This window comes from Pseudocitrobacter sp. RIT415 (genome assembly GCF_003057695.2).
In the GTDB taxonomy this organism is placed as follows: domain Bacteria; phylum Pseudomonadota; class Gammaproteobacteria; order Enterobacterales; family Enterobacteriaceae; genus Pseudocitrobacter; species Pseudocitrobacter faecalis.
Map to the genome: position 1 here is coordinate 217,919 of NZ_QBJC02000003.1, position 23,403 is coordinate 241,321.

General features: G+C 53.5%; 22 protein-coding genes and 1 riboswitch. Of the genes, 10 read left to right on the top strand and 12 right to left on the bottom strand.

Translation table 11 applies throughout. From position 1 onward, the window contains the following. Positions 1-22 precede the first annotated feature (22 nt). Positions 23-637, bottom strand: coding sequence for a glycerol-3-phosphate 1-O-acyltransferase PlsY (gene plsY / locus DBY68_RS05165; RefSeq protein ID WP_108475076.1), 615 nt, complete (start codon positions 635-637; stop codon positions 23-25). Between the two features lie 107 nt (positions 638-744). Here plsY and folB point away from each other — a divergent pair, with 107 nt between their 5' ends. Beyond that, entirely contained in the window at positions 745-1,113 is a 369-nt protein-coding gene (folB, locus tag DBY68_RS05170; protein WP_108475077.1) for a bifunctional dihydroneopterin aldolase/7,8-dihydroneopterin epimerase, read from the top strand. Between the two features lie 84 nt (positions 1,114-1,197). Continuing rightward, entirely contained in the window at positions 1,198-2,016 is an 819-nt protein-coding gene (bacA, locus tag DBY68_RS05175) for an undecaprenyl-diphosphate phosphatase (protein ID WP_108475078.1), read from the top strand. 10 nt (positions 2,017-2,026) lie between these two features. On the opposite strand, the gene DBY68_RS05180 is transcribed toward bacA, so the two are convergent. Together DBY68_RS05180 and DBY68_RS05185 are read right to left on the bottom strand one after the other, a co-directional pair. After that, positions 2,027-3,268 carry a multifunctional CCA addition/repair protein gene (locus DBY68_RS05180; protein ID WP_108475079.1) on the bottom strand — a complete coding sequence of 414 codons (1,242 nt, stop codon included), beginning with the start codon at positions 3,266-3,268 and terminating at the stop codon, positions 2,027-2,029. A gap of 58 nt (positions 3,269-3,326) precedes the next feature. Beyond that, entirely contained in the window at positions 3,327-3,947 is a 621-nt protein-coding gene (locus DBY68_RS05185; protein ID WP_108475080.1) for a TIGR04211 family SH3 domain-containing protein, read from the bottom strand. Positions 3,948-4,198: 251 nt separating this feature from the next. On the opposite strand from DBY68_RS05185, the gene DBY68_RS05190 reads away from it, so the two are divergent. The 4 genes from DBY68_RS05190 (at position 4,199) to glgS (ending at position 10,244) form a co-directional block, all read left to right on the top strand. Next, positions 4,199-5,500, top strand: coding sequence for an inorganic triphosphatase (locus DBY68_RS05190; RefSeq protein WP_108475081.1), 1,302 nt, complete (start codon positions 4,199-4,201; stop codon positions 5,498-5,500). A 21-nt stretch (positions 5,501-5,521) separates the two neighbouring features. Beyond that, positions 5,522-8,362, top strand: a complete 2,841-nt coding sequence (gene glnE, locus DBY68_RS05195; RefSeq protein WP_108475082.1) for a bifunctional [glutamate--ammonia ligase]-adenylyl-L-tyrosine phosphorylase/[glutamate--ammonia-ligase] adenylyltransferase — start codon at positions 5,522-5,524, stop codon at positions 8,360-8,362. A gap of 47 nt (positions 8,363-8,409) precedes the next feature. After that, positions 8,410-9,843: a bifunctional D-glycero-beta-D-manno-heptose-7-phosphate kinase/D-glycero-beta-D-manno-heptose 1-phosphate adenylyltransferase HldE gene (gene hldE, locus DBY68_RS05200; protein WP_108475083.1), complete on the top strand. Its 1,434-nt coding sequence runs from the start codon at positions 8,410-8,412 to the stop codon at positions 9,841-9,843. 191 nt (positions 9,844-10,034) lie between these two features. Continuing rightward, positions 10,035-10,244 (top strand): cell surface composition regulator GlgS, encoded by a 210-nt coding sequence (gene glgS / locus DBY68_RS05205; protein ID WP_167405936.1) that lies wholly within the window; start codon positions 10,035-10,037, stop codon positions 10,242-10,244. A 72-nt stretch (positions 10,245-10,316) separates the two neighbouring features. Here glgS and DBY68_RS05210 read toward each other — a convergent pair whose 3' ends face one another. Then, entirely contained in the window at positions 10,317-10,583 is a 267-nt protein-coding gene (locus DBY68_RS05210; RefSeq protein ID WP_108475085.1) for an accessory factor UbiK family protein, read from the bottom strand. 121 nt (positions 10,584-10,704) lie between these two features. Beyond that, positions 10,705-10,854: riboswitch (FMN riboswitch) on the top strand. 105 nt (positions 10,855-10,959) lie between these two features. On the opposite strand from DBY68_RS05210, the gene ribB reads away from it, so the two are divergent. Beyond that, entirely contained in the window at positions 10,960-11,613 is a 654-nt protein-coding gene (gene ribB, locus DBY68_RS05215) for a 3,4-dihydroxy-2-butanone-4-phosphate synthase (protein WP_108475086.1), read from the top strand. Between the two features lie 83 nt (positions 11,614-11,696). On the opposite strand, the gene DBY68_RS05220 is transcribed toward ribB, so the two are convergent. The 5 genes from DBY68_RS05220 to zupT form a co-directional block, all read right to left on the bottom strand. Continuing rightward, complete coding sequence (locus DBY68_RS05220; RefSeq protein ID WP_108475087.1) at positions 11,697-12,764, bottom strand: fimbrial protein; 1,068 nt, start codon at positions 12,762-12,764, stop codon at positions 11,697-11,699. Next, positions 12,761-13,495: a molecular chaperone gene (locus DBY68_RS05225; RefSeq protein WP_108475088.1), complete on the bottom strand. Its 735-nt coding sequence runs from the start codon at positions 13,493-13,495 to the stop codon at positions 12,761-12,763. Before DBY68_RS05225 ends, DBY68_RS05220 begins: the two co-directional genes overlap by 4 nt. A 13-nt stretch (positions 13,496-13,508) precedes the next feature. Then, the gene (locus DBY68_RS05230) at positions 13,509-15,956 is read right to left on the bottom strand and encodes a fimbria/pilus outer membrane usher protein (RefSeq protein WP_199538650.1); all 2,448 of its coding nucleotides are present in this window, start codon (positions 15,954-15,956) and stop codon (positions 13,509-13,511) included. Between the two features lie 64 nt (positions 15,957-16,020). After that, complete coding sequence (locus DBY68_RS05235; RefSeq protein WP_108475090.1) at positions 16,021-16,587, bottom strand: fimbrial protein; 567 nt, start codon at positions 16,585-16,587, stop codon at positions 16,021-16,023. Positions 16,588-16,922: 335 nt separating this feature from the next. Beyond that, entirely contained in the window at positions 16,923-17,696 is a 774-nt protein-coding gene (zupT, locus tag DBY68_RS05240; protein WP_108475091.1) for a zinc transporter ZupT, read from the bottom strand. 194 nt (positions 17,697-17,890) lie between these two features. Between zupT and ygiD the strand changes: the two genes are divergently transcribed. Continuing rightward, on the top strand, positions 17,891-18,679 hold the full coding sequence (ygiD, locus tag DBY68_RS05245) for a 4,5-DOPA dioxygenase extradiol (protein WP_108475092.1): 789 nt from the start codon (positions 17,891-17,893) through the stop codon (positions 18,677-18,679). Between the two features lie 36 nt (positions 18,680-18,715). On the opposite strand, the gene DBY68_RS05250 is transcribed toward ygiD, so the two are convergent. The 3 genes from DBY68_RS05250 to tolC all read right to left on the bottom strand — a co-directional run bounded on the left by DBY68_RS05250 (position 18,716) and on the right by tolC (position 22,142). Then, positions 18,716-19,876 carry a glutathionylspermidine synthase family protein gene (locus DBY68_RS05250; protein ID WP_108475093.1) on the bottom strand — a complete coding sequence of 387 codons (1,161 nt, stop codon included), beginning with the start codon at positions 19,874-19,876 and terminating at the stop codon, positions 18,716-18,718. Between the two features lie 5 nt (positions 19,877-19,881). Then, positions 19,882-20,553 (bottom strand): DUF1190 family protein, encoded by a 672-nt coding sequence (locus DBY68_RS05255; RefSeq protein ID WP_108475094.1) that lies wholly within the window; start codon positions 20,551-20,553, stop codon positions 19,882-19,884. A 170-nt stretch (positions 20,554-20,723) separates the two neighbouring features. Further along, on the bottom strand, positions 20,724-22,142 hold the full coding sequence (tolC, locus tag DBY68_RS05260; RefSeq protein ID WP_108475095.1) for an outer membrane channel protein TolC: 1,419 nt from the start codon (positions 22,140-22,142) through the stop codon (positions 20,724-20,726). Between the two features lie 200 nt (positions 22,143-22,342). On the opposite strand from tolC, the gene nudF reads away from it, so the two are divergent. Together nudF and DBY68_RS05270 are read left to right on the top strand one after the other, a co-directional pair. Beyond that, positions 22,343-22,975, top strand: a complete 633-nt coding sequence (nudF, locus tag DBY68_RS05265; protein ID WP_108475096.1) for an ADP-ribose diphosphatase — start codon at positions 22,343-22,345, stop codon at positions 22,973-22,975. Continuing rightward, positions 22,972-23,391: a DUF1249 family protein gene (locus DBY68_RS05270; protein WP_108475097.1), complete on the top strand. Its 420-nt coding sequence runs from the start codon at positions 22,972-22,974 to the stop codon at positions 23,389-23,391. The genes nudF and DBY68_RS05270 overlap by 4 nt, the downstream gene beginning before the upstream one ends. Positions 23,392-23,403: the final 12 nt, after the last annotated feature.

Here is a 23,403-nt window from a genome sequence, read left to right on the forward strand (position 1 = left end):
AAGCGTGTCATTCGGCACGCTTTTATTTTTTCTCTTCTTTCTTCTTCTTAAACCGCGCCCAGATTTTTGTTTCCTGACGTCGCCACAGACGCTGAATATTGTCATGATGACGCAGTAAGATCAGGCACGACAGCATTGATACCGGGAAAGTGTATTGCGGTTTAAACCACCAGACATAAAACGGCGCAACCAGTGCGCTGACGATGGCGCCCAGCGACGAATAGCCGCTCAGCAGGATGGTCAAAAGCCAGGTGCCGGCCATCACGCCAGTGAGATCGAGGCCAATCGGCGCGATAGCACCAAACGCGGTGGCCACGCCTTTCCCACCGTGAAAGCCAAAGAAAACCGGCCAGATATGTCCCAGACAGGCAGCGATAGCCACCAGCCCAAGCCAAAACGGCGTGAGCCCGAGGGCATACGCGCCCCAGACCGGCAACATCCCTTTCAGGATGTCGAAAATCAGAACTGCTACGGCTGCTCCCTTGCCGCCAATTCGTAAAACGTTGGTCGCCCCGGGATTCCCCGAACCACTCTCGCGAGGATCGGGTAAACCCGCGATGCGGCAGACCAGAATGGCGCTGGAAATTGAGCCGCAAAGGTAGGCGAGGAGGATCATTCCAGGCGCGATTGCACTCATAACGCTGTTCCGTTGTGAAAATGTCGAAGTATTCTCTGCATCTGTGGATAATACGCATAATTCGCCGGAAGTGGTATCCGGTTCAGCCAAAAAGCAGGCAGGTCGTGATGGATATTGTATTTATAGAGCAACTTTCGGTAATCACCACTATCGGTGTTTACGACTGGGAACAGACCATCGAGCAGAAACTGGTGTTCGATATCGAAATGGGATGGGACAACCGTCGGGCGGCATCCAGCGATGATGTTAAGTATTGCCTGAGCTATGCCGATATTAGCGATGCGGTGATTGCGCATGTTGAAGGAAGCCGCTTTGCGCTGGTTGAGCGCGTAGCGGAAGAAGTAGCAGAGTTGCTTATGACGCGCTTTAACTCCCCGTGGGTGCGCATTAAAGTCAGCAAACCAGGCGCGGTCGCCAGAGCGGCGAACGTGGGTGTGATTATCGAGCGTGGCCAAAATCTGAAACAAACTATTTAAATTCACAATGGATTAAACCAAACGGCATTACACCGGTCTTAGAGCCGGGTTTATTTTATTTTTTAATTTTTAAGGGTTTAAGTGATGAGCGATATGCACTCGCTGCTGGTGGCGGCTATTCTGGGTGTTGTCGAGGGATTGACGGAGTTTTTGCCCGTTTCCAGCACCGGCCACATGATTATTGTCGGGCATCTGCTGGGTTTTGAAGGCGAAACGGCGAAGACGTTTGAAGTAGTGATTCAGCTCGGTTCGATTCTGGCCGTGGTGGTGATGTTCTGGCGTCGTCTGTTTGGCCTGATTGGTATCCATTTTGGCCGACCGATTCATGAAGGTGAAGGAAAAGGGCGTTTGTCGCTCATCCACATTCTGTTGGGCATGATTCCGGCAGTGGTTCTGGGGCTGGTGTTTCACGATACGATCAAGTCGCTATTCAATCCGATTAACGTGATGTACGCGCTCATTGTCGGCGGTTTCCTGCTGATTGCCGCCGAATGCCTGAAGCCGAAACAGCCGCGCGCGGTAGGCGTGGACGACATGACCTATCGTCAGGCATTTATCATTGGCTGCTTCCAGTGTCTGGCGCTGTGGCCAGGCTTTTCTCGCTCAGGGGCGACCATTTCTGGCGGTATGCTGATGGGGGTGAGCCGCTATGCGGCATCGGAATTCTCATTCCTGTTGGCGGTACCGATGATGATGGGTGCCACGGCATTGGATCTCTATAAGAGCTGGCATTTCCTGACGCTGGCGGATTTGCCGATGTTTGCCGTAGGCTTTGTGATGGCTTTCCTTGTGGCGCTGGTGGCGATTAAGACCTTCCTGCAACTCATCAAGCGCATCTCGTTTATTCCGTTCGCTATCTACCGCTTTATCGTCGCGGCAGCGGTGTACGTGGTGTTCTTCTGATGTCCTGCCCTCAGTCTTTCGGCTGAGGGCAACGTTGTTCCTTCCAGTGGGCGACGGCTTTAATGCGACGGCGCGTTAACTCTTCGCGGATTGCCGGCCCCTGAAACCCCGCTTCAATGACCTCTTTATTCGATACACCTTTCGCCACTATCCAGGATTCACGCAGCAAGCGCCCTTGCGGGTAATCGCTGGCTTCAAAATGGGTGCGCCCACGCACGTCGGCTTCGCTGGTTAGCGCAATCTGCTCGACGCGCTGAGGCTTGCGCCAGGCATCGATAGCATCGAACAGCTTGACGATCGTTTTTGGTTGCAGAATCGGGAAGGTATGAATGAGATCGTGGAACTCTGCCACCAGTTTCGCCAAATCGCGCATCTCATTAGGCACTTTCAGACGCTGGCAGAGTTGTTCCACCAGTTTGACGCCCGCCGGGCCGTGACCATGATGACGCGGCCAGAGATGTTTTGGCGTTAAACCTTTGCCTAAATCGTGGCAAAGAGTGGCGAAGCGGATGTCGATCTCCGGGCTCAGCATTGCCGCCATCGTTAGCGTCATCAGCGTATGCACGCCGGTATCGATTTCCGGATGCCATTTCTCCGGCGCAGGCACGCCGTACAGCGCGTCAACTTCCGGGAACAGAACTTTCAGCGCGCCGCAGTCGCGTAAGGTCTGGAAAAAGACCTGTGGGTTGCGAGTACCGAGCGCGCCTTCTGTCTCTTTCCACACACGTTCCGGCGTCAGGTGTTCAAGTTCGCCGGCGGCAGTCATGTCGCGCATCAGCGTCAGTGTTTCATCGGCAATGCGGAAGCTAAGATGGGCATATCGGGCGGCAAAACGCGCCACGCGCAGCACGCGGAGCGGGTCTTCACCAAAGGCGGGGGAAACATGACGCAGCAGGCGGTTTTGCAGATCGGCACGACCGCCGTAAGGGTCGATAATCGTGCCGTTGTCGTCCTGTGCGAGGGCGTTCACTGTCAGATCGCGGCGAAGTAAATCTTGCTCCAGCGTCACATCCGGTGCGGCATAGCAGGTAAAACCCGTATACCCGGAACCCGATTTACGCTCGGTACGCGCCAGCGCATACTCTTCATGACTTTGCGGATGCAAAAACACAGGAAAATCGCGGCCTACCTGCTGGTAGCCCGCGTCGAGCATTTGCTGTGGCGTCGCACCGACTACGACCCAATCTTTATCTTTGACCGGCAGGCCTAATAAACCGTCTCTTACCGCACCACCGACCAGATAACTCTTCACGCCGCGTTTCTCCTCACTGTTGTCCTGTGTGGATAATACGAGAGAAGCGACGTTATGGCTAATTCATCCAGCGGTCTTTACGCTTACGGCTTGGCACCAGATGCGGCAGCACCAGGCCAAGAATCAGGCCCGCGCCCAACACGCCGCCACCGTACATAAACCACTGCATGATGATGGTGCGCTGTTTATCGTCGAGCTGCAGATTAGCGGCGCTGACTTTTTTCTGTGCCACGATAAGCTCATTTTTCAGCTTTTGATTCTCTTCTTTCAGGCTGTTGATCACGCTGTCGCTCTGAGAGACTTTGGTCTGCATTTCAGCGGTACGCTGATTCCAGGTCGAATCGATGTTAGTCAGCTTGTCGGTCAGGGTTTTCACCTGATTTTCCAGATCCGGCACACGGGTGCGCAGGCTCGGGGTTTCCGTCAGCTCTTTCAGCGGGATCCACGCGGTACGGCCATTGCCGTCGCGAACTTGTCCATACTGGGTGCCGGGATTGGTTTGCAGCAGGGTGACTTCTTCACCGGCATTAATAGAGCCCACCAGGCGATAGTTATCGCCAGGGCCGCTGCGAACCCAGGTATTCAGTTCATCAGAAACATAACGCTTCTCTTCTGCGTGAGTGACGGCGGAAGCGGTGAGTGCAAGTAAAGTGACTGCGATTAGGCGTAATTTTGGCATCAGGTCATCGTTTTTGTCATAAAAGTGGAACGATAGTAGTGGCAACAGTCTGGCGACGCAAAGCCTTCTACAGCAATCAGAATCATCCAGGAGGCGCGGGTGACGTCGCAATAGTGTTAACCGCGTAAAGTTGCCGCGCAAATTGCGCATTGCATGGTAATTTTTCGCAAAATACTATCTACTGACAAAAAGATTACCTGGAAGTTCGCCGAAAGGGTACTTCAGGGCCACGAAACCATAAGAAATCAGCCATGGCACAAGAAATTGAATTAAAGTTCATCGTTGATGAGGCAGGTGTTGAAGCCCTGCGTCAGCATCTCTCCACCCTAAAAGCCGAGCATACGGCTGCCGGGAAACTCCTCAATATTTACTATGAAACCGAAGATAACTGGCTGCGGCGTCATGACATGGGCCTGCGCATTCGCGGCGCGGGCGATCGCTATGAAATGACCCTGAAAGTGGCCGGTCGTACGGTGGGCGGGCTGCATCAGCGCCCGGAGTACAATATCGACCTTGATGAACCGACCCTCGCGCTGGAAAAACTGCCTGCAGAAGTCTGGCCGAATGGCGAGATGCCCGAAGGGCTGGCGGCGCAGGTGCAGCCGCTGTTCAGAACCGATTTCATGCGTGAAAAGTGGGTAGTCAGTCACGGCAAGAGCCAGATTGAAATTGCGCTCGACCTGGGCGACGTCAAAGCGGGCGAGCATCAGGAGCCAATTTGCGAGCTGGAACTGGAACTGCTTTCCGGTGACACCGTCGATGTTCTGACGCTGGCGCAGCAACTGAGCCAGACGGGGCTGGTGCGTCAGGGCAGCCTGAGCAAAGCCGCGCGCGGCTATCATCTCGCACAGGGCAATGAGGAGCGTCCGCTCAAACCTGCTGAAATCATGCAAATCGCGCCGAAATCGACCATTGAGCAGGGGCTGGAAGCGGCGCTGGAAAAAGCACTGGCGCACTGGCAATACCACGAAGAGCTGTGGGTTCGCGGTAATAGAAAAGCGAAAGACGAAGTGCTGGCGGCAATCGGCCAGATTCGCCACACGCTGACGCTGTTTGGCGGCGTGGTACCGCGCAAAGCCAGCGCGGCGCTGCGCGATTTACTGACCCAGGCAGAAGCGGTGCTGGGCGGCGATATTTCCGCTCATGATGCCGCCTTTAACGTGGCGGTGACCCAGGCCAAGCTGGCCTTCACCGAGTGGCTGGTGACGCGCGGCTGGCGGCCTTTCCTGGATGCCAAAGCGCAGACCAAAATCAGTGACTCCTTTAAGCGTTTCGCCGATACCCATCTTTCACGCCAGGCGGCAGAGCTGCGCACCACTTTTGCGTATCCCCTGGGCGACAGCTATGCCGACCAGTTGCCACGTTTAACGCGCGATATCACCTGCGTGCAGCTGCTGGCGGGTTATTACAATCGCGCGCAGGCCGACGCATGGCTGGCGAACTGGCTGGGGCTGCGTCACGCCATTTTGACGCGCCAGCACATCGAAATTGAACATTTCCGCAATGAAGCACTGGCGGTTGAGCCATTCTGGTTACACAGCGGAAAACGATAACTGACCTCAGGGAAACCGAGTATGAACCCGCTTTCATCGCAGTTACAGCAGCACTGGCAAACGTTGGTTGAGCGGCTACCAGAGACCTTTCCGGTAGCGACACTGACGCCGCAGGCGCAGGCCGTCATGACGTTCAGCGATTTCGTTCAGCAAAGCCTGACGATCTATCCCGAATGGCTGGAGACGCTCGCCAGCCAACCGCCACAGGCGGACGAATGGCAACACTATCGCGACTGGCTACAGGCCGCGCTGGTCGATGTAACCGATGAAGCCGGGCTCATGCGTGAACTGCGGTTGTTCCGCCGACGTATCATGGTACGCATCGCCTGGGCGCAGTCGCTATCGCTGATTTCTGAAGTGGATACGCTGCAACAGCTCAGTGTGCTGGCCGAGACGCTGATCGTCAGCGCCCGTGACTGGCTCTACGACGCCTGTTGTCGCGAATGGGGCACGCCCAGCAACGCCGACGGCGTCGCGCAACCGCTGTTGATTCTTGGCATGGGCAAGCTGGGCGGCGGGGAGCTGAACTTCTCCTCAGATATCGACCTGATTTTTGCCTGGCCGGAGCACGGCTCCACGCGCGGCGGGCGACGCGAACTCGACAACGCCCAGTTCTTTACCCGTCTTGGTCAGCGGCTGATTAAAGTGCTCGACCAACCGACCCAGGATGGCTTTGTCTATCGCGTCGATATGCGCCTGCGCCCGTTTGGTGACAGCGGCCCGCTGGTGCTGAGCTTTGCCGCGCTGGAGGATTATTACCAGGAGCAGGGGCGCGACTGGGAACGCTACGCGATGGTGAAAGCGCGGATTATGGGCGACAACGATGACGTCTGGAGCAAGGAATTGCGCGCAATGTTGCGGCCCTTTGTTTTCCGTCGCTATATCGACTTCAGCGTGATTCAGTCGCTGCGTAGCATGAAAGGGATGATTGCCCGCGAAGTGCGCCGCCGGGGTCTGAAAGACAACATCAAGCTCGGCGCGGGCGGCATCCGCGAAATCGAATTTATCGTCCAGGTGTTCCAGTTGATTCGTGGCGGGCGCGAACCGTCGTTACAGGAGCGCTCACTGCTGCCGACGCTTGCGGCGATTGAAAACCTGCATCTGCTTTCAGGGCAGGACGCAAACGCGCTGCGCGAAGCCTATCTTTTCCTGCGTCGTCTGGAAAATCTCCTGCAAAGCATCAACGATGAACAGACGCAAACCCTACCGGGCGACGACCTTAACCGCGCGCGCCTGGCGTGGGGAATGGGCGTGGCTGACTGGGAGACGCTCACCGTACAGCTTGAAGGGCTGATGGCGGGCGTGCGCCGCATTTTTGACGAACTGATTGGCGACGATGAATCTTCGCCGGAAGAAGAGACGCTGGCTGAAGACTGGCGTGAACTCTGGCAGGACACGTTGCAGGAAGAGGACAACCCGCCGGTACTGGCGCACCTCAGCGAGGACGATCGCCGCCAGGTGGTGGCGCTGATTGCGGATTTCCGCAAAGAACTGGATAAACGAACCATTGGCCCGCGCGGTCGTCAGGTGCTCGATTCGCTGATGCCGCATCTGTTGAGCGAAGTGTGCGTTTGCGATGATGCCCCGGTGCCGCTGATGCGCATCACTCCATTGCTGATTGGCATCGTTACGCGCACCACTTACCTGGAATTGCTCAGTGAATATCCGGGAACATTGAAACACCTTATCCGGCTGTGCGCCGCCTCACCGATGGTGGCGAGCCAGCTGGCGCGTTATCCGCTGTTGTTGGATGAACTACTCGACCCCAACACGCTATATCAACCGACAGCGACCGACGCCTATCGCGATGAACTGCGTCAGTATTTGTTGCGCGTGCCGGAAGAGGATGAAGAACAACAACTGGAAGCATTGCGCCAGTTTAAACAGGCGCAATTGCTGCACATTGCGGCGGCGGATATCGCCGGTACGCTGCCGGTTATGAAAGTGAGCGACCACCTGACCTGGCTTGCGGAGGCGATGATTGACGCCGGGGTACATCAGGCGTGGACGCAAATGGTTGCTCGTTATGGGCAGCCAACGCACCTGCACGATCGCCACGGACGCGGTTTTGCGGTAATTGGTTACGGCAAGCTGGGCGGCTGGGAACTGGGTTACAGTTCCGACCTGGATCTGGTGTTCCTTCACGATTGCCCGGCGGATGTGATGACCGATGGCGAACGCGAAATTGATGGTCGCCAGTTCTACCTGCGTCTGGCGCAGCGCATTATGCATCTGTTCAGCACGCGCACCTCTTCTGGCATCCTTTATGAAGTTGACGCGCGTTTACGTCCCTCCGGCGCGGCGGGAATGCTGGTGACGACCGCCGAAGCCTTTGCTGATTATCAGCAGAACGAAGCGTGGACATGGGAGCACCAGGCGCTGGTTCGCGCGCGCGTGGTTTATGGCGACCCGCAGCTTCAGCAGCAGTTTGATGCTATTCGCCGCCAGATCCTCACCAACGTGCGAGACGGCGACACCTTACGCACGGAAGTGCGTGAAATGCGTGAAAAAATGCGCGCCCATCTTGGTAATAAACATCGCGATCGCTTTGATATTAAGGCTGATGCTGGTGGGATCACGGACATCGAATTTATTACGCAATATCTCGTGTTGCGCTACGCCCATGACAAACCGAAACTGACCCGCTGGTCAGATAATGTGCGCATCCTCGAGCTGCTGGCGCAGAACGACATCATGGATGAGCAGGAAGCACAGGCGTTGACCCGCGCCTACACCACGCTGCGCGATGCGCTGCATCATCTGGCATTGCAGGAATTACCGGGGAACGTCGGGCTGGAGCGTTTTACCGCCGAGCGTGAACAGGTAGAGGCGAGTTGGCTGAAGTGGCTGGTCACGCCGTGAAATGTGCTATTATCGCGCCAAATTTTTGAATCTCTCAGGAGACACGAATGAAAGTAACGCTGCCAGAATATGAGCGCGCAGGGGTGATGGTTGTTGGTGATGTGATGCTGGATCGCTACTGGTATGGCCCAACCAGCCGTATCTCCCCGGAAGCGCCGGTGCCGGTGGTGAAGGTTGAAACCATCGAGGAACGTCCTGGCGGCGCGGCGAACGTGGCGATGAATATCGCGTCCCTGGGAGCGAATTCTCGTCTGGTCGGCCTGACCGGTATTGATGACGCAGCGCGCGCATTGAACAAAGCGCTGGCGGACGTAAACGTCAAATGTGATTTCGTCTCTGTGGCAACGCACCCGACCATTACCAAGCTGCGTGTGCTGTCGCGTAACCAGCAACTGATTCGTCTCGACTTCGAAGAAGGCTTTGCCGGGGTTGACCCGCAGCCGCTGCATGACCGCATTAAAAGCAGTCTGGCGAGCGTGGGCGCTCTGGTGCTTTCCGACTACGCCAAAGGCGCGCTGGAAAGCGTACAGCAGATGATTAAGCTCGCGCGTGAAGCGAACGTCCCGGTATTAATCGACCCGAAAGGCACTGATTTTGAACGTTATCGCGGTGCGACGTTGTTAACGCCAAACCTCTCTGAGTTTGAAGCGGTTGTCGGTAAGTGCAAAAGCGAAGCGGAGATCGTTGAGCGCGGCATGAAATTGATTGCCGATTACGAACTTTCCGCACTGCTGGTAACACGTTCCGAGCAGGGTATGACACTGCTTCAGCCGGGTAAAGAGCCGCTGCATCAACCGACCCAGGCGCAGGAAGTGTATGACGTCACCGGTGCCGGTGACACGGTGATTGGTGTGCTGGCGGCAACGCTCGCGGCGGGTAACTCACTGGAAGATGCCTGCTACTTCGCTAACGCGGCGGCAGGCGTGGTGGTGGGTAAACTCGGTACTTCAACCGTTTCGCCTATCGAGCTGGAAAACGCCGTGCGCGGTCGTGCGGAAACCGGCTTTGGTGTGATGAGCGAAGAAGAGCTGAAACAGGCGGTGGCCGCGGCGCGTAAACGCGGTGAGAAAGTGGTGATGACCAACGGTGTCTTCGACATTCTGCACGCGGGTCACGTCTCTTATCTCGCTAACGCGCGCAAGCTGGGCGATCGTCTGATCGTCGCGGTAAACAGCGATGCCTCGACCAAACGTCTGAAGGGTGAATCCCGCCCGGTGAACCCGCTGGAACAGCGTATGATCGTGCTGGGCGCACTGGAATCCGTCGACTGGGTGGTTTCCTTTGAAGAGGATACGCCGCAGCGTTTGATCGCCGGGATCTTACCGGATCGCCTGGTGAAAGGCGGCGATTATAAACCTGAACAGATTGCCGGCAGTGAAGAAGTGTGGGCCAACGGCGGTGAAGTACTGGTGCTCAACTTCGAAGACGGGTGCTCGACCACCAATATCATCAAGAAGATTCAGAAAGACGCTAATAAGTAAGCGGTATCTGCTTCGTTTAAAAGCCCTGTCGCCTTCGAACGACAGGGCTTTTTATTGATTAATCAGAAATATGATTTAGCACATTTTTTATCCACAATAAGCGCACGGAATGTCCAAATTCTGATTTTTGGTCGGCGAATACTGAAATCAGATAAAGCATATACACTCAGATATACAACGACTGAAGGAGTATGCCGATGGACAACAGCAATATTTATTCCCTGAATAATTTTGATTTTTTGGCCCAGAGCTTTGCCAGAATGCACGATCAGGGTCAGGACGTTGATTTAGAAGCGATTACCGGCAACATGGATGAAGAGCACCGCGTCTGGTTTTGCAAGCGTTATGAACGCTATTGCCGGATGGTAGAGAAGCGTAAGGAAACTGAGCTGGAACACTGATTCATTTGCCCCGGGAGTCGCGTGGGGACGTAGATCGTAGGCCGGGTAAGCGCAGCGCTACCCGGCTTTTTCTTACTCTTTATCTTCCACTGACGTGGCCGCACGACCTTCGAGCTCGCTAAGACGCTGTTCAAGAAGCGCCAGTTTCTCACGCGTACGCAGCAACACCTGCGTTTGCACATCAAACTCTTCGCGGCTCACCAGATCCAGACGAGTCAACTGTGACTGCAGAACCTGACGCACTTTTTTCTCTACATCATCCCCGAAATCACGGAGGCCTTTCGGCATAGATTCATGGACCTGGCGTGCGATTTGTTCAATTTTTTTCGGGTCAATCATCGTCGTTTACCTGATTTGTCTGTTCTGACAATCATTGTAGTGCCTTCGCCTGGTTCTATAAACCAGAATTGTTCGAAGCTTATGCATTGCCGAAGATAGTCAATAGCGTTATAGTGAGTACGCTTATTCTCAGGGCGGGGCGAAATTCCCCACCGGCGGTAAATCAGCTACGGCTGAAAGCCCGCGAGCGCTTTGAGTGCAAACTCAAAGGTCAGCAGATCCGGTGTAATTCCGGGGCCGACGGTTAGAGTCCGGATGGGAGAGAGTAACGATTCAGTCGGGCTGAGCCCGCTCGCGTTATCCATTTGCCGCTAAACCGGCACTCCTAAGACTGCCCTGATTCTGGTAACCATAATTTTAACGAGGTTTTTTTACCATGAATCAGACGCTACTTTCCTCTTTTGGTACTGCTTTTGAACGCGTTGAAAACGCACTGATTGCTCTGCGCGAAGGCCGCGGCGCGATGGTGCTGGACGACGAAAACCGTGAAAACGAAGGCGATATGATCTTCGCCGCCGAAAACATGACTGTTGAACAAATGGCGCTGACTATTCGTCACGGTAGCGGCATCGTTTGTCTGTGCCTGACGGAAGAACGCCGTAAACAGCTGGATCTGCCGATGATGGTAGAGAACAACACCAGCGCATACGGGACGGGCTTCACCATTACCATCGAAGCGGCACATGGCGTGACTACCGGCGTTTCCGCCGCTGACCGTCTGACCACCGTCCGCGCGGCAATTGCTGACGATGCAAAACCGTCCGACCTGAATCGTCCGGGCCATGTCTTCCCGCTGCGCGCGCAGAAGGGCGGCGTACTGACTCGTGGCGGCCACACTGAAGCGACCATCGACCTGGTTACTCTGGCGGGCTTCAAGCCAGCAGGCGTACTGTGTGAACTGACCAACGACGACGGTACCATGGCGCGTGCGCCAGAGTGCATCGAGTTTGCCCGCAAACACAATATGGCGTTGGTGACAATTGAAGACCTGGTGGCATATCGCCAGGCGCACGAACGTAAAGCAAGCTGATTGCTGGTTCAACGCCTGTAGGCCGGATAAGACGTTTTAGTTGCATCCGGCACTGAAAGCCCGCTTCGCGGGCTTTTTCGTTTTTAGTTGTAGTTAATTTTATATAACACCACTGTCTGGAACGGCCCAATTTTTACCGTTTCACCTGCCGCCTGACTGAGTTCTGCCTGATAGTTTTTTTCTCGCACCAATAGGTTTGAGTCGAAACTGGCGAACTCTTTGTAATCGTTATAGGTAAAGAAAGTATTATCTTCCGTATCGCGAATCTTTATTTGTAGCCCATTACTTAACCTCAGTGATGTATCGTTATCCGCCAGTGTTTCTGTGGTGTAGAACGATGAAGAGACCTTAAACGTGTCTGTACATTCTGAATCAGCAATGTTTTTAGTGGTTTTGACCGAGAAACTTCGGGTTAACGTTTTATGGTTAATTTCCATGTTGTTAAACGTGCCAAAATCGATGGTCTGGTTTTCCGGATAGATGCTGAACTTGACGCTACAGTCCAGAACACGAATCTGATCCAGGCCCGTCACATGATACTTGAGGTTTTTTGCTTCCGGGTTCTGGTTTACGCCGCCAACGCCGTCGAACTGCACCAAAATATAGTCACTGATACTGCTTTTATAGTCGTGAGGCGGCATCGTGATTATCTTCACATACAGCCTCATACGGGCAATAAACGTACGCGAGTAGTGAATGTTATTAACGTCGCCAGAACAAAGATCGTGCTCCCAGCCTGCCGCCTTAATTTGTTCCGGTGTGTAGATAGCAAGCTGTTTATTATCAAGGCATTGATGGGTATCAATGCCGATGCTGCCCTGAGAGGCGTCGTAGTCTACGCCTTCGTAGGTGACGCCAAGCTGATAATAGGGATCGTTGACGGATGTGTAAGGGTTTACCCACGCATAGATATCTTCGTTTCCGAAGTTTGGCGCGGTGCCCGTGTCACAATAAACCGGAATTTTAATATCATTACTTTCCCAAATTTTATCACCGGCTTTGGCATTACCAGGCACGGCGAAAGGCTCGATATTGGTATAGCCTTCCACCGGCCCATTTGAGGTACCCAAATGACAGTTCACGGCAAAAGCCGATCGCAGCGGAAGCAACGTGGCTAAGGCCAACGCCAGGATAACCAGTATGCGCCTCATTGTTTTTTCTCCGGTGGCGCTTTGACGTCACAGTGAGCATTACAGCGGACATTGAGCATGCGCAGCCCACCGTAGTCGTCAATATAGCCCAACATAAACACGTTTCCTGTATAACGATTCGCATTGAGCGTTTGCGAGCCAAAGGGTGAAAGCATCGTGCTTTCATATCCGGGGAATACGGCTTTATCGTCTTTGCCAAAGAAGGCCAGGGTGATGTAGTAGGGAGTAGGGTTTTTGACCAGCAGCGAACTCCCTTGTTGAGATGCGGTGATTTGCTGCTCAATTTTCGCATCAGGCGATTTTTTTAGGCCCACTGGCCGCCAGAACAGTTTAAGTTTTGACTGTAATGCCAACTGCAAAACCGCATGGTTATCGTTATTCTCCGGGACGGGCGGAATTTCACGCACGTTGAAGTAAAAGAGAGACTCGCGGTCAGTGGGCAGAGTGCTGGCTTTACTTTGTTTAACAATACGAACCTGACTTATTGCCCCGGGTTCCAGGCGCTGAATGGGGGGCAATGCCGCAATGGCACTGTCATCCTTTTGGCCATGCTCGTTTTCAATCCAGGAGTAAGCGAGGTAGGGCTGTGATTTGCTTTGATTCTCCAGTTTCAGGCTGCTGGCCTTCTCATCCGCATGAAAGATAACGCGGGTTCTGTCAGGTAAAACGGCTGCATGGCTTGTTAATGGCAGTAGCACACAGAGAAGGGGGAGTACTTTAGAAAGTGTCATTTCTCATCCTTAATTAATGACAAGGTAAAATAAGCTGCTGTGCGACGGATTCCAGGGATGCTGGTAGTTTAATCGTGCAGCGGTTCTCTTTGCCCCACTGTACGTTAAACGTCTGGCCGCCTTTGACGCCGCTCAGCCAGGCGTGTCCCTCTTCGCTCACCATGCCAACGTCGATATTTTTATCACTCAGATAAACCACCGCGCCCAGTGGCGGCACGCCGTTGTCTGCCGTATGGATGATGACAGAAAGATCTTTACCGGCGCGCGATACCAGCGATTTATAGCCGATAGCACCTTCCGTCCAGGCCTGACGCATAATATTTTCGTCAACCGTAACGCCATCAGGCAGGTTATTCATATTGACGGCAATGGTCGCAGGTGAATAACTGGAGATCATGGGGACAACCGTGTTGCCCAGCCAGTTAGTTTCGTTGAGCTCGCCCTGCACCGGGATGCCCGCAACGCCGTCGGCGTCGATCATAATTCTGGGCTCATTGCCAAAACTACGGCGATGCCATGCGAAACCCTGCCGTGTCGCCGTCATCGAACCCGTCCAACTGGCGCTGACCGAGCTGTAATCACTGGCGTTATAACTGCCCGAAAGTTGCAAATCGCCCACTGAGGTAATGTGCTGAAGATTACCGCGGAACTGCGCGCCGTTATCGGGTTTATCTGACTCAATGCCTGCCGATACACCCCAGGTGTCACGTGCGCTGGAGGAGTCATTCCAGCTCACCATATGGCTGGTGGTATTGCTACTGTGCATGTCGTAGTTAAGACGACGACCAAAATCGAACGGGATGGAGAGCGACATATAAAACTGGTTATCGCTACCTCGCTCTTCGTAATGTGTCGTGCTCCAGGATGTTGAGAGTGTGAGTCCTTTCCAGCTTCCAATATCGAAGTTAAACCCGGCCGTGAGGTTGGCGGTGGTTGATGTATCGCCATCCCACCACTCCTGACGCAAACCACTTAAATAAAGATTCAGATTGAGCGGATCAATGGGTTGGTTGAACGAAATGCTGAGTGTCTGTTTTTCGTCCTGGGTATCGGCGTCGTGATATTGATGATCAACAAAGTTGGCATAGCTATGAAATTCACGTTCGGAAAAGCGGTAGGCTGCCAGTGACACCTGGCTGTCGGTGGCATCAAAGCGCTTGCTGTAGTTCAGGCGGTAGCTACGGCCCCGTTCCTGATGGCCATCTTCAAAGGTACTGCTGGCATGGGTAATATCAAAAGAAACCGCTCCCAGCCAGCGCATATTTTGGCCAATACCAACGGCAACTGAGCGGTAATCGCAGCCAGCCGCCAGAATGCCTCCGTAGAGTGACGTGTTTGAAAGCATGCCCCATGAGGCTTCGCTACTAATGAAAGTATCGTTTACAACATGGTGAGAGATATCAGGGCGAGCGCGCCCGGCGGCCACTTTATAGCGCACCTGGCCTTCACGCGTCAGGAAAGGCGTGGAGGCTGCGGAAACCTGGAAACTGTTCACGCGGCCATCCTCCTCCTGCACTTTTACGTCCAGCGTTCCTTGTACCGACTGGTTGAGGTCGCTTATCAGGAACGGCCCTGGCGCAACTTTGGTTTGATAAATCACGCGCCCGGCATGGCTGACCGTGACCGTCGCATTCGTTTGGGCGATGCCGCTGATTTGCGGCGCGTAGCCGCGTAGCTCCCAGGGCAACATACGATCGTCGCTGGCGATAGCCGCACCATTATAGGAGAAGGCGTCAAAAATATTCGAACTGAAGTCAGTTTCGCCGAGGGTTAACTTAGCGCCCAGCGAGGGGAGCGGGCGAAACAGATAGGTTCTGGAGATGCTACGTGTGGTTTGCGCGCTGCCACTACTCTGCGTTTGGCTGATTTGATAGTCGCTACGTAAGCGCCATGCGCCGAGATTCGCCCCGGCGGTGCCATAGCTATTATAATTTTCACTGTGCTCACCGTGATTTGGGCGATAGGTGCTGGCAAATAAGTTGTAGTCCAGCAGCAGGCCTGCGACTCCGTTATCCCACGTTGCAGGCGGCATCCACGTATCGGAGCGCCACGCGAGCATAGCCTGAGGAATCACGATGTCCAGATTCTGGGTCGCTCTGTCCAGTTTGAATGTGATATCGGGTTGTGTAGTGAAATCGAGGCAATTGTCCTTAATCGCAAACGTATTACGGATATCTTCTTTTAACCCTAACTGGTCAGCGAGATCGACAGGAATGCAAACCGCTACGGTTTCTTTCTGTTTTTTCCAGCTAAGCTGACGGCCAGAAGAAATAAGGTTTTTATTCACCGTGACGGAAACAAAATAATCTCCCGCAGCGATGGCAGATTTATCTTTGAATTGAGAAAAATCAACGCCATCGCGCATGGATTTATCCAGCACGTTTAAATTAAATTCCACAGCATGGACGGGGAGTGTCAGTAATAACCCACAGCCAGCGGCGAGAAGCTTGCAATTATCCATGGTATCCATACCCGGGCATATGCAAAGAAGGAAGAACGGGTGGCCATCATGGCCACCGATGTTCTTAGTTATAGATTAACGTGTAGTTTGCGGTGGCGGTTACGCCGCCAGCGGTGACAGTATTCGCGCCAATTTTTTCCATCCAGGCCTGAAACGGCAGGATTTGGGTCGCAGAGTCTGGGTTCAGCGCGAGTTCTTTTGCGGTACCCAGAGTAATATTCGCACCAGTGGAATCCATTAAGCGAACGCCGACATTGCTTGCGCCGCCAGCAAAGGTGTTACTGAGCAGACCCGGATTGCTGGCGACAACGTTACTGCTGGTGAAGGTCACTTTCACTTTAGAAAGGGGTTGGCCCTTACCATCATCAGAGCTGGGCAGTGCGCAGTTCTCCAGCGTAATGCTTGAATCTTTGGCTTCAGTGTGGGTATTGGCGTTAATGAAGGTATCCGTCACTTCACCGAGATCGACTTTTTTATCGATATCGTCAGCTTTAATAGAGCACGGCGCGCTGATGACCAGCCCGGTAAAGGTGATTTTGCCGCCACCGCCATCAATATCATCTGCCAGGGCATACCCTGAGGCGAGTACAGAAATGGCTAACGCCAGCAGCGTTTTCTTTCCTGAATTCATGTGATATATCCTTTAAAATTAAATGCAAACGTTATTTTTGAATAATATAAAGTCGGATTATATCTGAAGGGAAGTAATGGTGGTTTTAGTTAAATTACAATCAATCGGCAGTTGAAGTTAAATAATTTGCTCAGAATAATATTGTTTAATTTAATTATTGATGCGGTGATTGTATTTTAATTTTCATGCAATATTAAGCCGGGTGAACAATAGGGTTAGATATCATAATAATCAATGATCTATATGTTTTTTTTAGGAATGTATTTAGTCTCAAATTGTAATGCTATCGGATTAGTTATACGCCGTACTGCTGCCAGCCATACGGCGTAAACCATTTAACCTAACCCAATCGATTGTAACAGAACCAAACTGAGCCCCATCACCGACATGCCGCACAGCACGCCATAGCTGGGGTTATTATTGGGGTCTATCTCTTTTGCCAGCGGCATCAGTTCATCGACGGAGAGGGCGACCATAATACCAGCCACCGCCGCCATAATCGCTGCCATCACCACCGGCGACACCAGGCTACCCAGGATCAACCATGCCAGTACGCCGCCAAGAATTTCCGCCATGCCGGAGATGCCAGCCCAGAATACGGCCTTGCGTTTTGAGCCTGTAGCTGCGTAGATCGGCCCGGAAACCGCTAACCCTTCAGGAATATTGTGTAATGCCACGGCGAAGGCGATGCCGAAACCCAGCTCCAGGTTGCTGCTTGCCGTGACAAACGTCGCGATGCCTTCAGGAAAATTGTGCAGGCTAATCCCAAGCGTCAGCAGGATTGCGGTACGTCGAAGATTGGGCGGAAGAGGCTTAACATCAGCGGGAACCAGATCCTGCGGATGTGCGTGCGGCAACATGCGGTCGAGCGCAAAATAGCCAAGTAGCCCGACGACAAACATGCCGTAGCCCAGAACAGGGGACATTCCTTCGGCATCCAGTGCGGCAGGAAGCATCTCCATCAGTGAAATCAGCAGCATAATGCCTGCCGCGAAGCCAAGGGAAAAGGCCAGAACGCGGTTAGAGGGTTTTTGACCAATAACACCCAGAACTGCGCCAATAAACGTGGCGGCACCTGCTAACAACGTCAGAATAAGAGGGACTGACATCGCTCACTCCTTATGATAATGATTATCATTTATATTATTAGAGATTGTCATCCATTACGAGAGGCACATTGCTTCTTTACGTCACCTTACATTCAAAATTTCTGAAGATCTTCATCATGGTTATCTGAGTTCCTCCTCCAGCATTCCAGGTTAAGGTGTTGCTATCAGAAAATACCTCTACAAAGGATAACATCATGTCTCGTACCCGAATGCCAGCGTTGTTTTTAGGTCACGGCAGCCCAATGAACGTGCTGGAGGACAACATCTATACCCGTACCTGGCAGCATCTGGGCGAGACATTGCCTCGTCCAAAAGCCATTGTGGTGATTTCAGCTCACTGGTTCACCCGTGGCACCGGCGTGACGGCTATGGAAACGCCGAAAACGATCCATGATTTTGGCGGCTTCCCGCAGGCGCTCTATGACATTCATTATCCGGCACCGGGGTCTCCGGCGCTGGCGCAGAGGCTGGTCGAGTTACTGTCGCCGGTACCTGTCACGTTGGATAACGAAGCGTGGGGCTTTGACCATGGCTCGTGGGGCGTGCTGATCAAAATGTACCCGAATGCAGACATTCCGATGGTGCAGTTGAGTATCGACAGCACTAAACCGGCGGCGTGGCATATGGAGATGGGGCGTAAGCTTGCCAGTCTGCGCGATGAGGGGATTATGCTGGTGGCCAGCGGCAACGTGGTGCATAACCTGCGAACCGCCAAATGGCATGGTGATGGCACGCCATATCCGTGGGCATCATCCTTTAATGCGTATGTGAAAGCGAATCTGAGCTGGAAAGGGCCAGTGGCTGCGCATCCACTGGTGAACTATCTGGAGCACGAAGGGGGCGCGTTGTCGAATCCGACACCGGATCATTTCCTGCCTCTGCTGTATGTTTTGGGCGCATGGGATGGCGAAGAGCCGATTTCGATCCCGGTGGACGGGCTGGAAATGGGAAGCTTAAGTATGCTGTCGGTGCAGATCGGATAGCAGAAAAAAGCCCGGCGTCGCCGGGCTTCAGGAGTCTTACTCGACAAAAATATGCGGATAGAAGCGGGAAAGATCCTGGGTGATCAGCGCGCGGTCTTCGCGAATGCCGATCCCCGCGGGTTGATCGTTGATAAGCCAGCTGCCAATCAGCGTATAGCTGTCGCCAAATTTCGGCAGCGGATGGAACTGCTGCACGATCATGCCTTCTTCGCCATAAGGGCCGTCAACTTCTTCCAGCGTTTTGCCGTTCTCAATGATCGAGATGTTAGCGCCTTCGCGTGAGAAGATCGGTTTCACCACATATTTGTCCATTTGCGGATGATCGTCTTCGGCAAAATAAGCGGGCAGCAAATTCGGGTGATCCGGGAACATTTCCCACAGCAGCGGCAGCAGCGCTTTGTTGGAAATTATGCTCTTCCATGCCGGTTCCAGCCAGCGTACACCTGCGTCTTCCAGCTTGGTTGAAAACATCTCGCGCAGCATGTACTCCCATGGGTAGAGCTTGAAGAGATTGCCGATAACCTGATCCTGAAGATCGGTAAACTGACCTTTTTCACCCAGGCCAATATCGTCGATATACAGGAATTCGGTGGCCACTTCCGCTTCTGCCGCGCAGTCCTGCAGATATTGCACGGTTCCGCGATCTTCCACGGTATCGCGACAGCAGGTCAGGTGAAGCAGCTGAAAACCGTGCTGCTCACGCAGTTCGGTGAAGCGCGCGATGATCTTTTCTTGCAGGCTGTTGAACTGATCGCTGCCTTCCGGCAGGTTACCGGAATTGAGCTGATCTTCCAGCCAGATCCACTGAAAGAACGCGGCTTCGTACAGTGAAGTTGGCGTATCGGCGTTGTTCTCAAGCAGCTTCGGCTCGCCCACGCCGTCCCACGCCAGATCCATGCGTGAATAGAGCGAAGGTTGATGCGTCAGCCAGGACTGACGCACAAAGCCCCAGGTGTGTTTGGGAATGCGGAATTTGGTCATCAGCTCATCGCTGGCGACCACGCGCTCGACCACTTTTAAACACATCTGGTGCAGTTCGGCGGTGACCTCTTCCAGTTTTTCAACCTGCGCCAAAGTCAGCTTGTAATAGGCTTCCTCGCTCCAGTACGGCTCGCCATACATGGTGTGAAAGTTAAAGCCATATTCGGTAGCCTTTTCACGCCAGTCCGGGCGCTCTGTAATACTGATTCTTTCCATGAGACTTAGCCGCCCATTGAGCGAGAAGAGGTGCCGGACGCGCTGCTACGCTGCATTGTCGCTTGTTTAGCGACAGACTCGCCAAACCCACCACGAGTGACCGTGCTGGTGGTCGCCGGTTTTGGCGCCATTGCGGTTTTCGGTACCGTCATGGTGCGGCCTGGCTGTGCGGCTCCGTAGTTTTTGCCGCTGGCGTCGGTGTATTTACCATATGCCGGGCTGGACGGGTTTTTAGAGGTGAACACCGGCTGCTGCTGGAAGCCCGCACCGCCGCTCATCATACGACCCATCATGTAACCGGCCATCAACGGCATCCAGAAGCTGCCGCTGCTTTGCGCCTGTGCCTGGTTTTCTGGCGCAACACCTGCCTGAGCTGGCGTTTGCTGACACTGACCTTCACCAAATTCCGCGACGCAATCTTCACGCGTGGCATATTTCGGCGCAGTACGTTCCGCTTCTTTCTGTGCGTTATTAAAGGCAGTGGTGCATTCCGCACTTTTCCCCGGGTTGGCGGCCGAGCAGTCGTCCGCGTTTTGATACAGGGTGACCGTTTCGTCGCTTTGTTCACAGCCCGCCAGCATAAAAACGGCGGTGACGGCGAAAGCAACCGGTGTTAAATGGCGTGCACTCCAGCTTTTGCGAAAAGCGGCGTGCTTAATATTATTTGTCCGTTTCATCGTTATCTTCCTGGACCCAGTGGTAGAGCATTAGCGCTCAGGATAGTGGATGACTGGTTGAAAATGAAGCGAGAAGGGGAAGAAACAGTAGGATCTTTACGTTGCCTTACGTTCTGCGCAATGTAAAACGCCACGCGTGTTCGGCGTGGCGTTTTTATACGGCGTGGAGCTTAACGATTCGCGGTAGTGGTCGCGCCGTTATAGCCGTCTGCTGAGGCGTCCTGCTGCGGATTTTCCGGGGCCACGGACTCAGGCGTCGTGGATACCGGTTTACCCAGCGTGCTGTTCAGCGCCTGCAGATCCTGCTCGTTCAGCGTACCCAGCGCAGATTTGATATTCAGCTGGTTAATCAGGTAGTTATAACGTGCGCTGGAGAGTTGCTGTTTCGCGTTATACAGCGTGGTCGTCGCATCCAGCACGTCGACAATGGTACGGGTACCGACTGAGTAACCGGCTTCCATCGCGTCTAATGAGCTCTGCGCAGAGACAACGGCTTGTTTATAGGCGTTGATGCTGCTGATAGAGGCATTGACGTTGTTGAAGGAGGAACGCACGGTTTGAACCACGGTACGGTGCGCGCTTTCCAGTTGCTCGCTTGCGCCAACGAAGTTGTACTGCGCCTGTTTAACCTGAGAAGTCACCGAACCGCCGCTGTAAATTGGCAGGTTGAAGCTCAGGCCGATAGAGTTCTGGCCGATATCGCGGTCAGCATAGGTGGAACCGCCGGTTTTGCTGCCGTCATACTTGGTATTGGACACGCTGGTGGAAGCGTTGAGGTCCAGGGTCGGCAGGTGACCGTCCTGTGCCTGACGGATCTGCTCACGAGCCAGGTCCTGGCTCAGACGTGCCTGCAGCAGCGACAAGTTGCGGCTTTCCGCTTCTTTCAGCAGCGCATTAACCGCTTTCGGCTTGTCGGTGGAGAAGCTGTCAACGTTCAGCGAAGAGAGTTCCGGGTAGTAGTTACCGGTGACCTGACGCAGCGCTTCAACGGCGTTGTCGAGATTATTGCGTGCGGTCACTTCATTCGCCAGCACGGTATCGTACTGTGAGCGGGCGTTCTGAACGTCGGTAATGGCAACCAGACCGACGTTAAAGCGCTGAGTTGTTTGATCCAACTGACGGTAGATAGCCTGTTTCTGCGCTTCAGTATAGGAAAGCGCATCAATCGCGCTCAGCACGTTAAAGTAGGCCGTCGCCGTGTTCAGAATAAGCTGTTGCTGGTCAGTCTGATACGTGACGTCCTGAATACCGGCGCTTTTTTCTTGCAGCGTCAGGGCGCGCCATTTCGACATATCAAACAACGTTTGCGTTAACTGCAGTGACGCACTGCTGACGTTGGAGTTTACGCCGTTGTTGTCACGGTAGCCGTTGGTATAGGTATAATCAGCACCCAGGCCAAGCTGTGGCAACAGTGGGCTACGCGCTTCGTTGATCTTTTCAAATGCGGCATCGCGGTCTGCTGCGGATTTACGCAGGTCAGGGTTGCTTAAACGCGCCTGCTGATACACTTGCAGCAGGTTCTCTGCCTGGCTCATTGCGCTGAAACCCGTAAGGCTCAGGCCAATAAGGATGGGGAGCAATTTCTTCATTTGCATTCCTTGTTGTGAAGCTTAGCGCTGATCTAATTCAGAAAAATATTCGCCGATTGTATCAGAGTCTGCCAGCTTAAAAAGTTGGCGTAATGTGCCATGCGGCGTTAATTTGCATCAATCTAGCATACAGGCAGCTAAACGGTAGCCAAACTGACCCGAATTCCACAATTTCATCACAAATGCATTTGGAACCAATCATGACTAAGACGAATGACTCAGTGGTTACGTTCTCGAAAAACGATGTAGAAATTATTGCACGGGAAACGCTGTACAGCGGTTTTTTTTCGCTTGATTTGTATCGTTTTCGTCACCGTTTATTTAACGGAGAAATGAGCGGCGAAGTAAAACGCGAAATTTTTGAGCGCGGTCACGCCGCAGTCTTGCTACCCTTTGACCCTGTGCGGGACGAAGTTGTGCTGATTGAACAGATCCGCATCGCCGCTTTCGACACCAGCGAAAGCCCGTGGTTGCTGGAGATGGTGGCTGGTATGATCGAAGAAGGCGAAACCATCGAAGAGGTGGCGCGCCGCGAAGCCGTGGAAGAAGCGGGCTTAATCGTCGGACGCACGAAAAAAATACTGAGTTACCTGGCAAGCCCGGGGGGAACGAGTGAGCGCCTCTCTGTATTAGCGGGCGAAGTCGACGCAACGACGGCCAAAGGCATTCATGGCCTGGCAGAAGAAAACGAAGACATTCGGGTTCATGTGGTAAGTCGGGAACAAGCTTATCAGTGGGTAGAAGAGGGAAAAATCGACAACGCGGCGACGGTCATCGCTTTGCAATGGCTGCAACTGCATTATCAAGACTTACGACAAGAGTGGTTAAAATGAAGCGCTATACACCTGACTTCCCTGAAATGATGCGGCTGTGCGAAACCAATTTCGCCCAGTTACGCCGATTACTGCCGCGCACAGATGCGCCCGGCGACGCAGTGAACTATCAGGTGGCGAATGCGCAATATCGGTTAACGATTGTCGAATCGACGCGTTACACGACGCTGGTAGAGATAGAACAAACGCACCCGAAGATCAGCTACTGGAGCCTGCCGTCCATGACGGTACGCCTGTATCATGATGCCATGGTGGCTGAAGTGTGTTCGAGCCAGCAGATTTTTCGCTTCAAAGCACGTTATGATTATCCTAATAAAAAGTTGCATCAACGCGACGAAAAGCATCAAATTAACCAGTTTCTGGCTGACTGGTTACGTTACTGTTTAGCATATGGAGCGATGGCGATTCCGGTTTAAGCATCGTGAAAC

Excerpts from the sequence above, each read along its gene's own strand:
- DBY68_RS05210 (WP_108475085.1), bottom strand. The coding sequence starts at position 10,583 with ATGATTGACCCGAAAAAAATTGAACAAATCGCACGCCAGGTCCATGAA.
- DBY68_RS05255 (WP_108475094.1), bottom strand. The coding sequence starts at position 20,553 with ATGAAACGGACAAATAATATTAAGCACGCCGCTTTTCGCAAAAGCTGG.
- DBY68_RS05190 (WP_108475081.1), top strand. The coding sequence starts at position 4,199 with ATGGCACAAGAAATTGAATTAAAGTTCATCGTTGATGAGGCAGGTGTT.
- nudF (WP_108475096.1), top strand. The coding sequence starts at position 22,343 with ATGACTAAGACGAATGACTCAGTGGTTACGTTCTCGAAAAACGATGTA.
- DBY68_RS05270 (WP_108475097.1), top strand. The coding sequence starts at position 22,972 with ATGAAGCGCTATACACCTGACTTCCCTGAAATGATGCGGCTGTGCGAA.
- tolC (WP_108475095.1), bottom strand. The coding sequence starts at position 22,142 with ATGAAGAAATTGCTCCCCATCCTTATTGGCCTGAGCCTTACGGGTTTC.
- bacA (WP_108475078.1), top strand. The coding sequence starts at position 1,198 with ATGAGCGATATGCACTCGCTGCTGGTGGCGGCTATTCTGGGTGTTGTC.
- glnE (WP_108475082.1), top strand. The coding sequence starts at position 5,522 with ATGAACCCGCTTTCATCGCAGTTACAGCAGCACTGGCAAACGTTGGTT.
- DBY68_RS05185 (WP_108475080.1), bottom strand. The coding sequence starts at position 3,947 with ATGCCAAAATTACGCCTAATCGCAGTCACTTTACTTGCACTCACCGCT.
- DBY68_RS05220 (WP_108475087.1), bottom strand. The coding sequence starts at position 12,764 with ATGAGGCGCATACTGGTTATCCTGGCGTTGGCCTTAGCCACGTTGCTT.
- hldE (WP_108475083.1), top strand. The coding sequence starts at position 8,410 with ATGAAAGTAACGCTGCCAGAATATGAGCGCGCAGGGGTGATGGTTGTT.
- DBY68_RS05225 (WP_108475088.1), bottom strand. The coding sequence starts at position 13,495 with ATGACACTTTCTAAAGTACTCCCCCTTCTCTGTGTGCTACTGCCATTA.
- folB (WP_108475077.1), top strand. The coding sequence starts at position 745 with ATGGATATTGTATTTATAGAGCAACTTTCGGTAATCACCACTATCGGT.
- ygiD (WP_108475092.1), top strand. The coding sequence starts at position 17,891 with ATGTCTCGTACCCGAATGCCAGCGTTGTTTTTAGGTCACGGCAGCCCA.
- plsY (WP_108475076.1), bottom strand. The coding sequence starts at position 637 with ATGAGTGCAATCGCGCCTGGAATGATCCTCCTCGCCTACCTTTGCGGC.
- DBY68_RS05250 (WP_108475093.1), bottom strand. The coding sequence starts at position 19,876 with ATGGAAAGAATCAGTATTACAGAGCGCCCGGACTGGCGTGAAAAGGCT.
- DBY68_RS05230 (WP_199538650.1), bottom strand. The coding sequence starts at position 15,956 with ATGGATAATTGCAAGCTTCTCGCCGCTGGCTGTGGGTTATTACTGACA.
- ribB (WP_108475086.1), top strand. The coding sequence starts at position 10,960 with ATGAATCAGACGCTACTTTCCTCTTTTGGTACTGCTTTTGAACGCGTT.
- glgS (WP_167405936.1), top strand. The coding sequence starts at position 10,035 with ATGCCGATGGACAACAGCAATATTTATTCCCTGAATAATTTTGATTTT.
- zupT (WP_108475091.1), bottom strand. The coding sequence starts at position 17,696 with ATGTCAGTCCCTCTTATTCTGACGTTGTTAGCAGGTGCCGCCACGTTT.
- DBY68_RS05235 (WP_108475090.1), bottom strand. The coding sequence starts at position 16,587 with ATGAATTCAGGAAAGAAAACGCTGCTGGCGTTAGCCATTTCTGTACTC.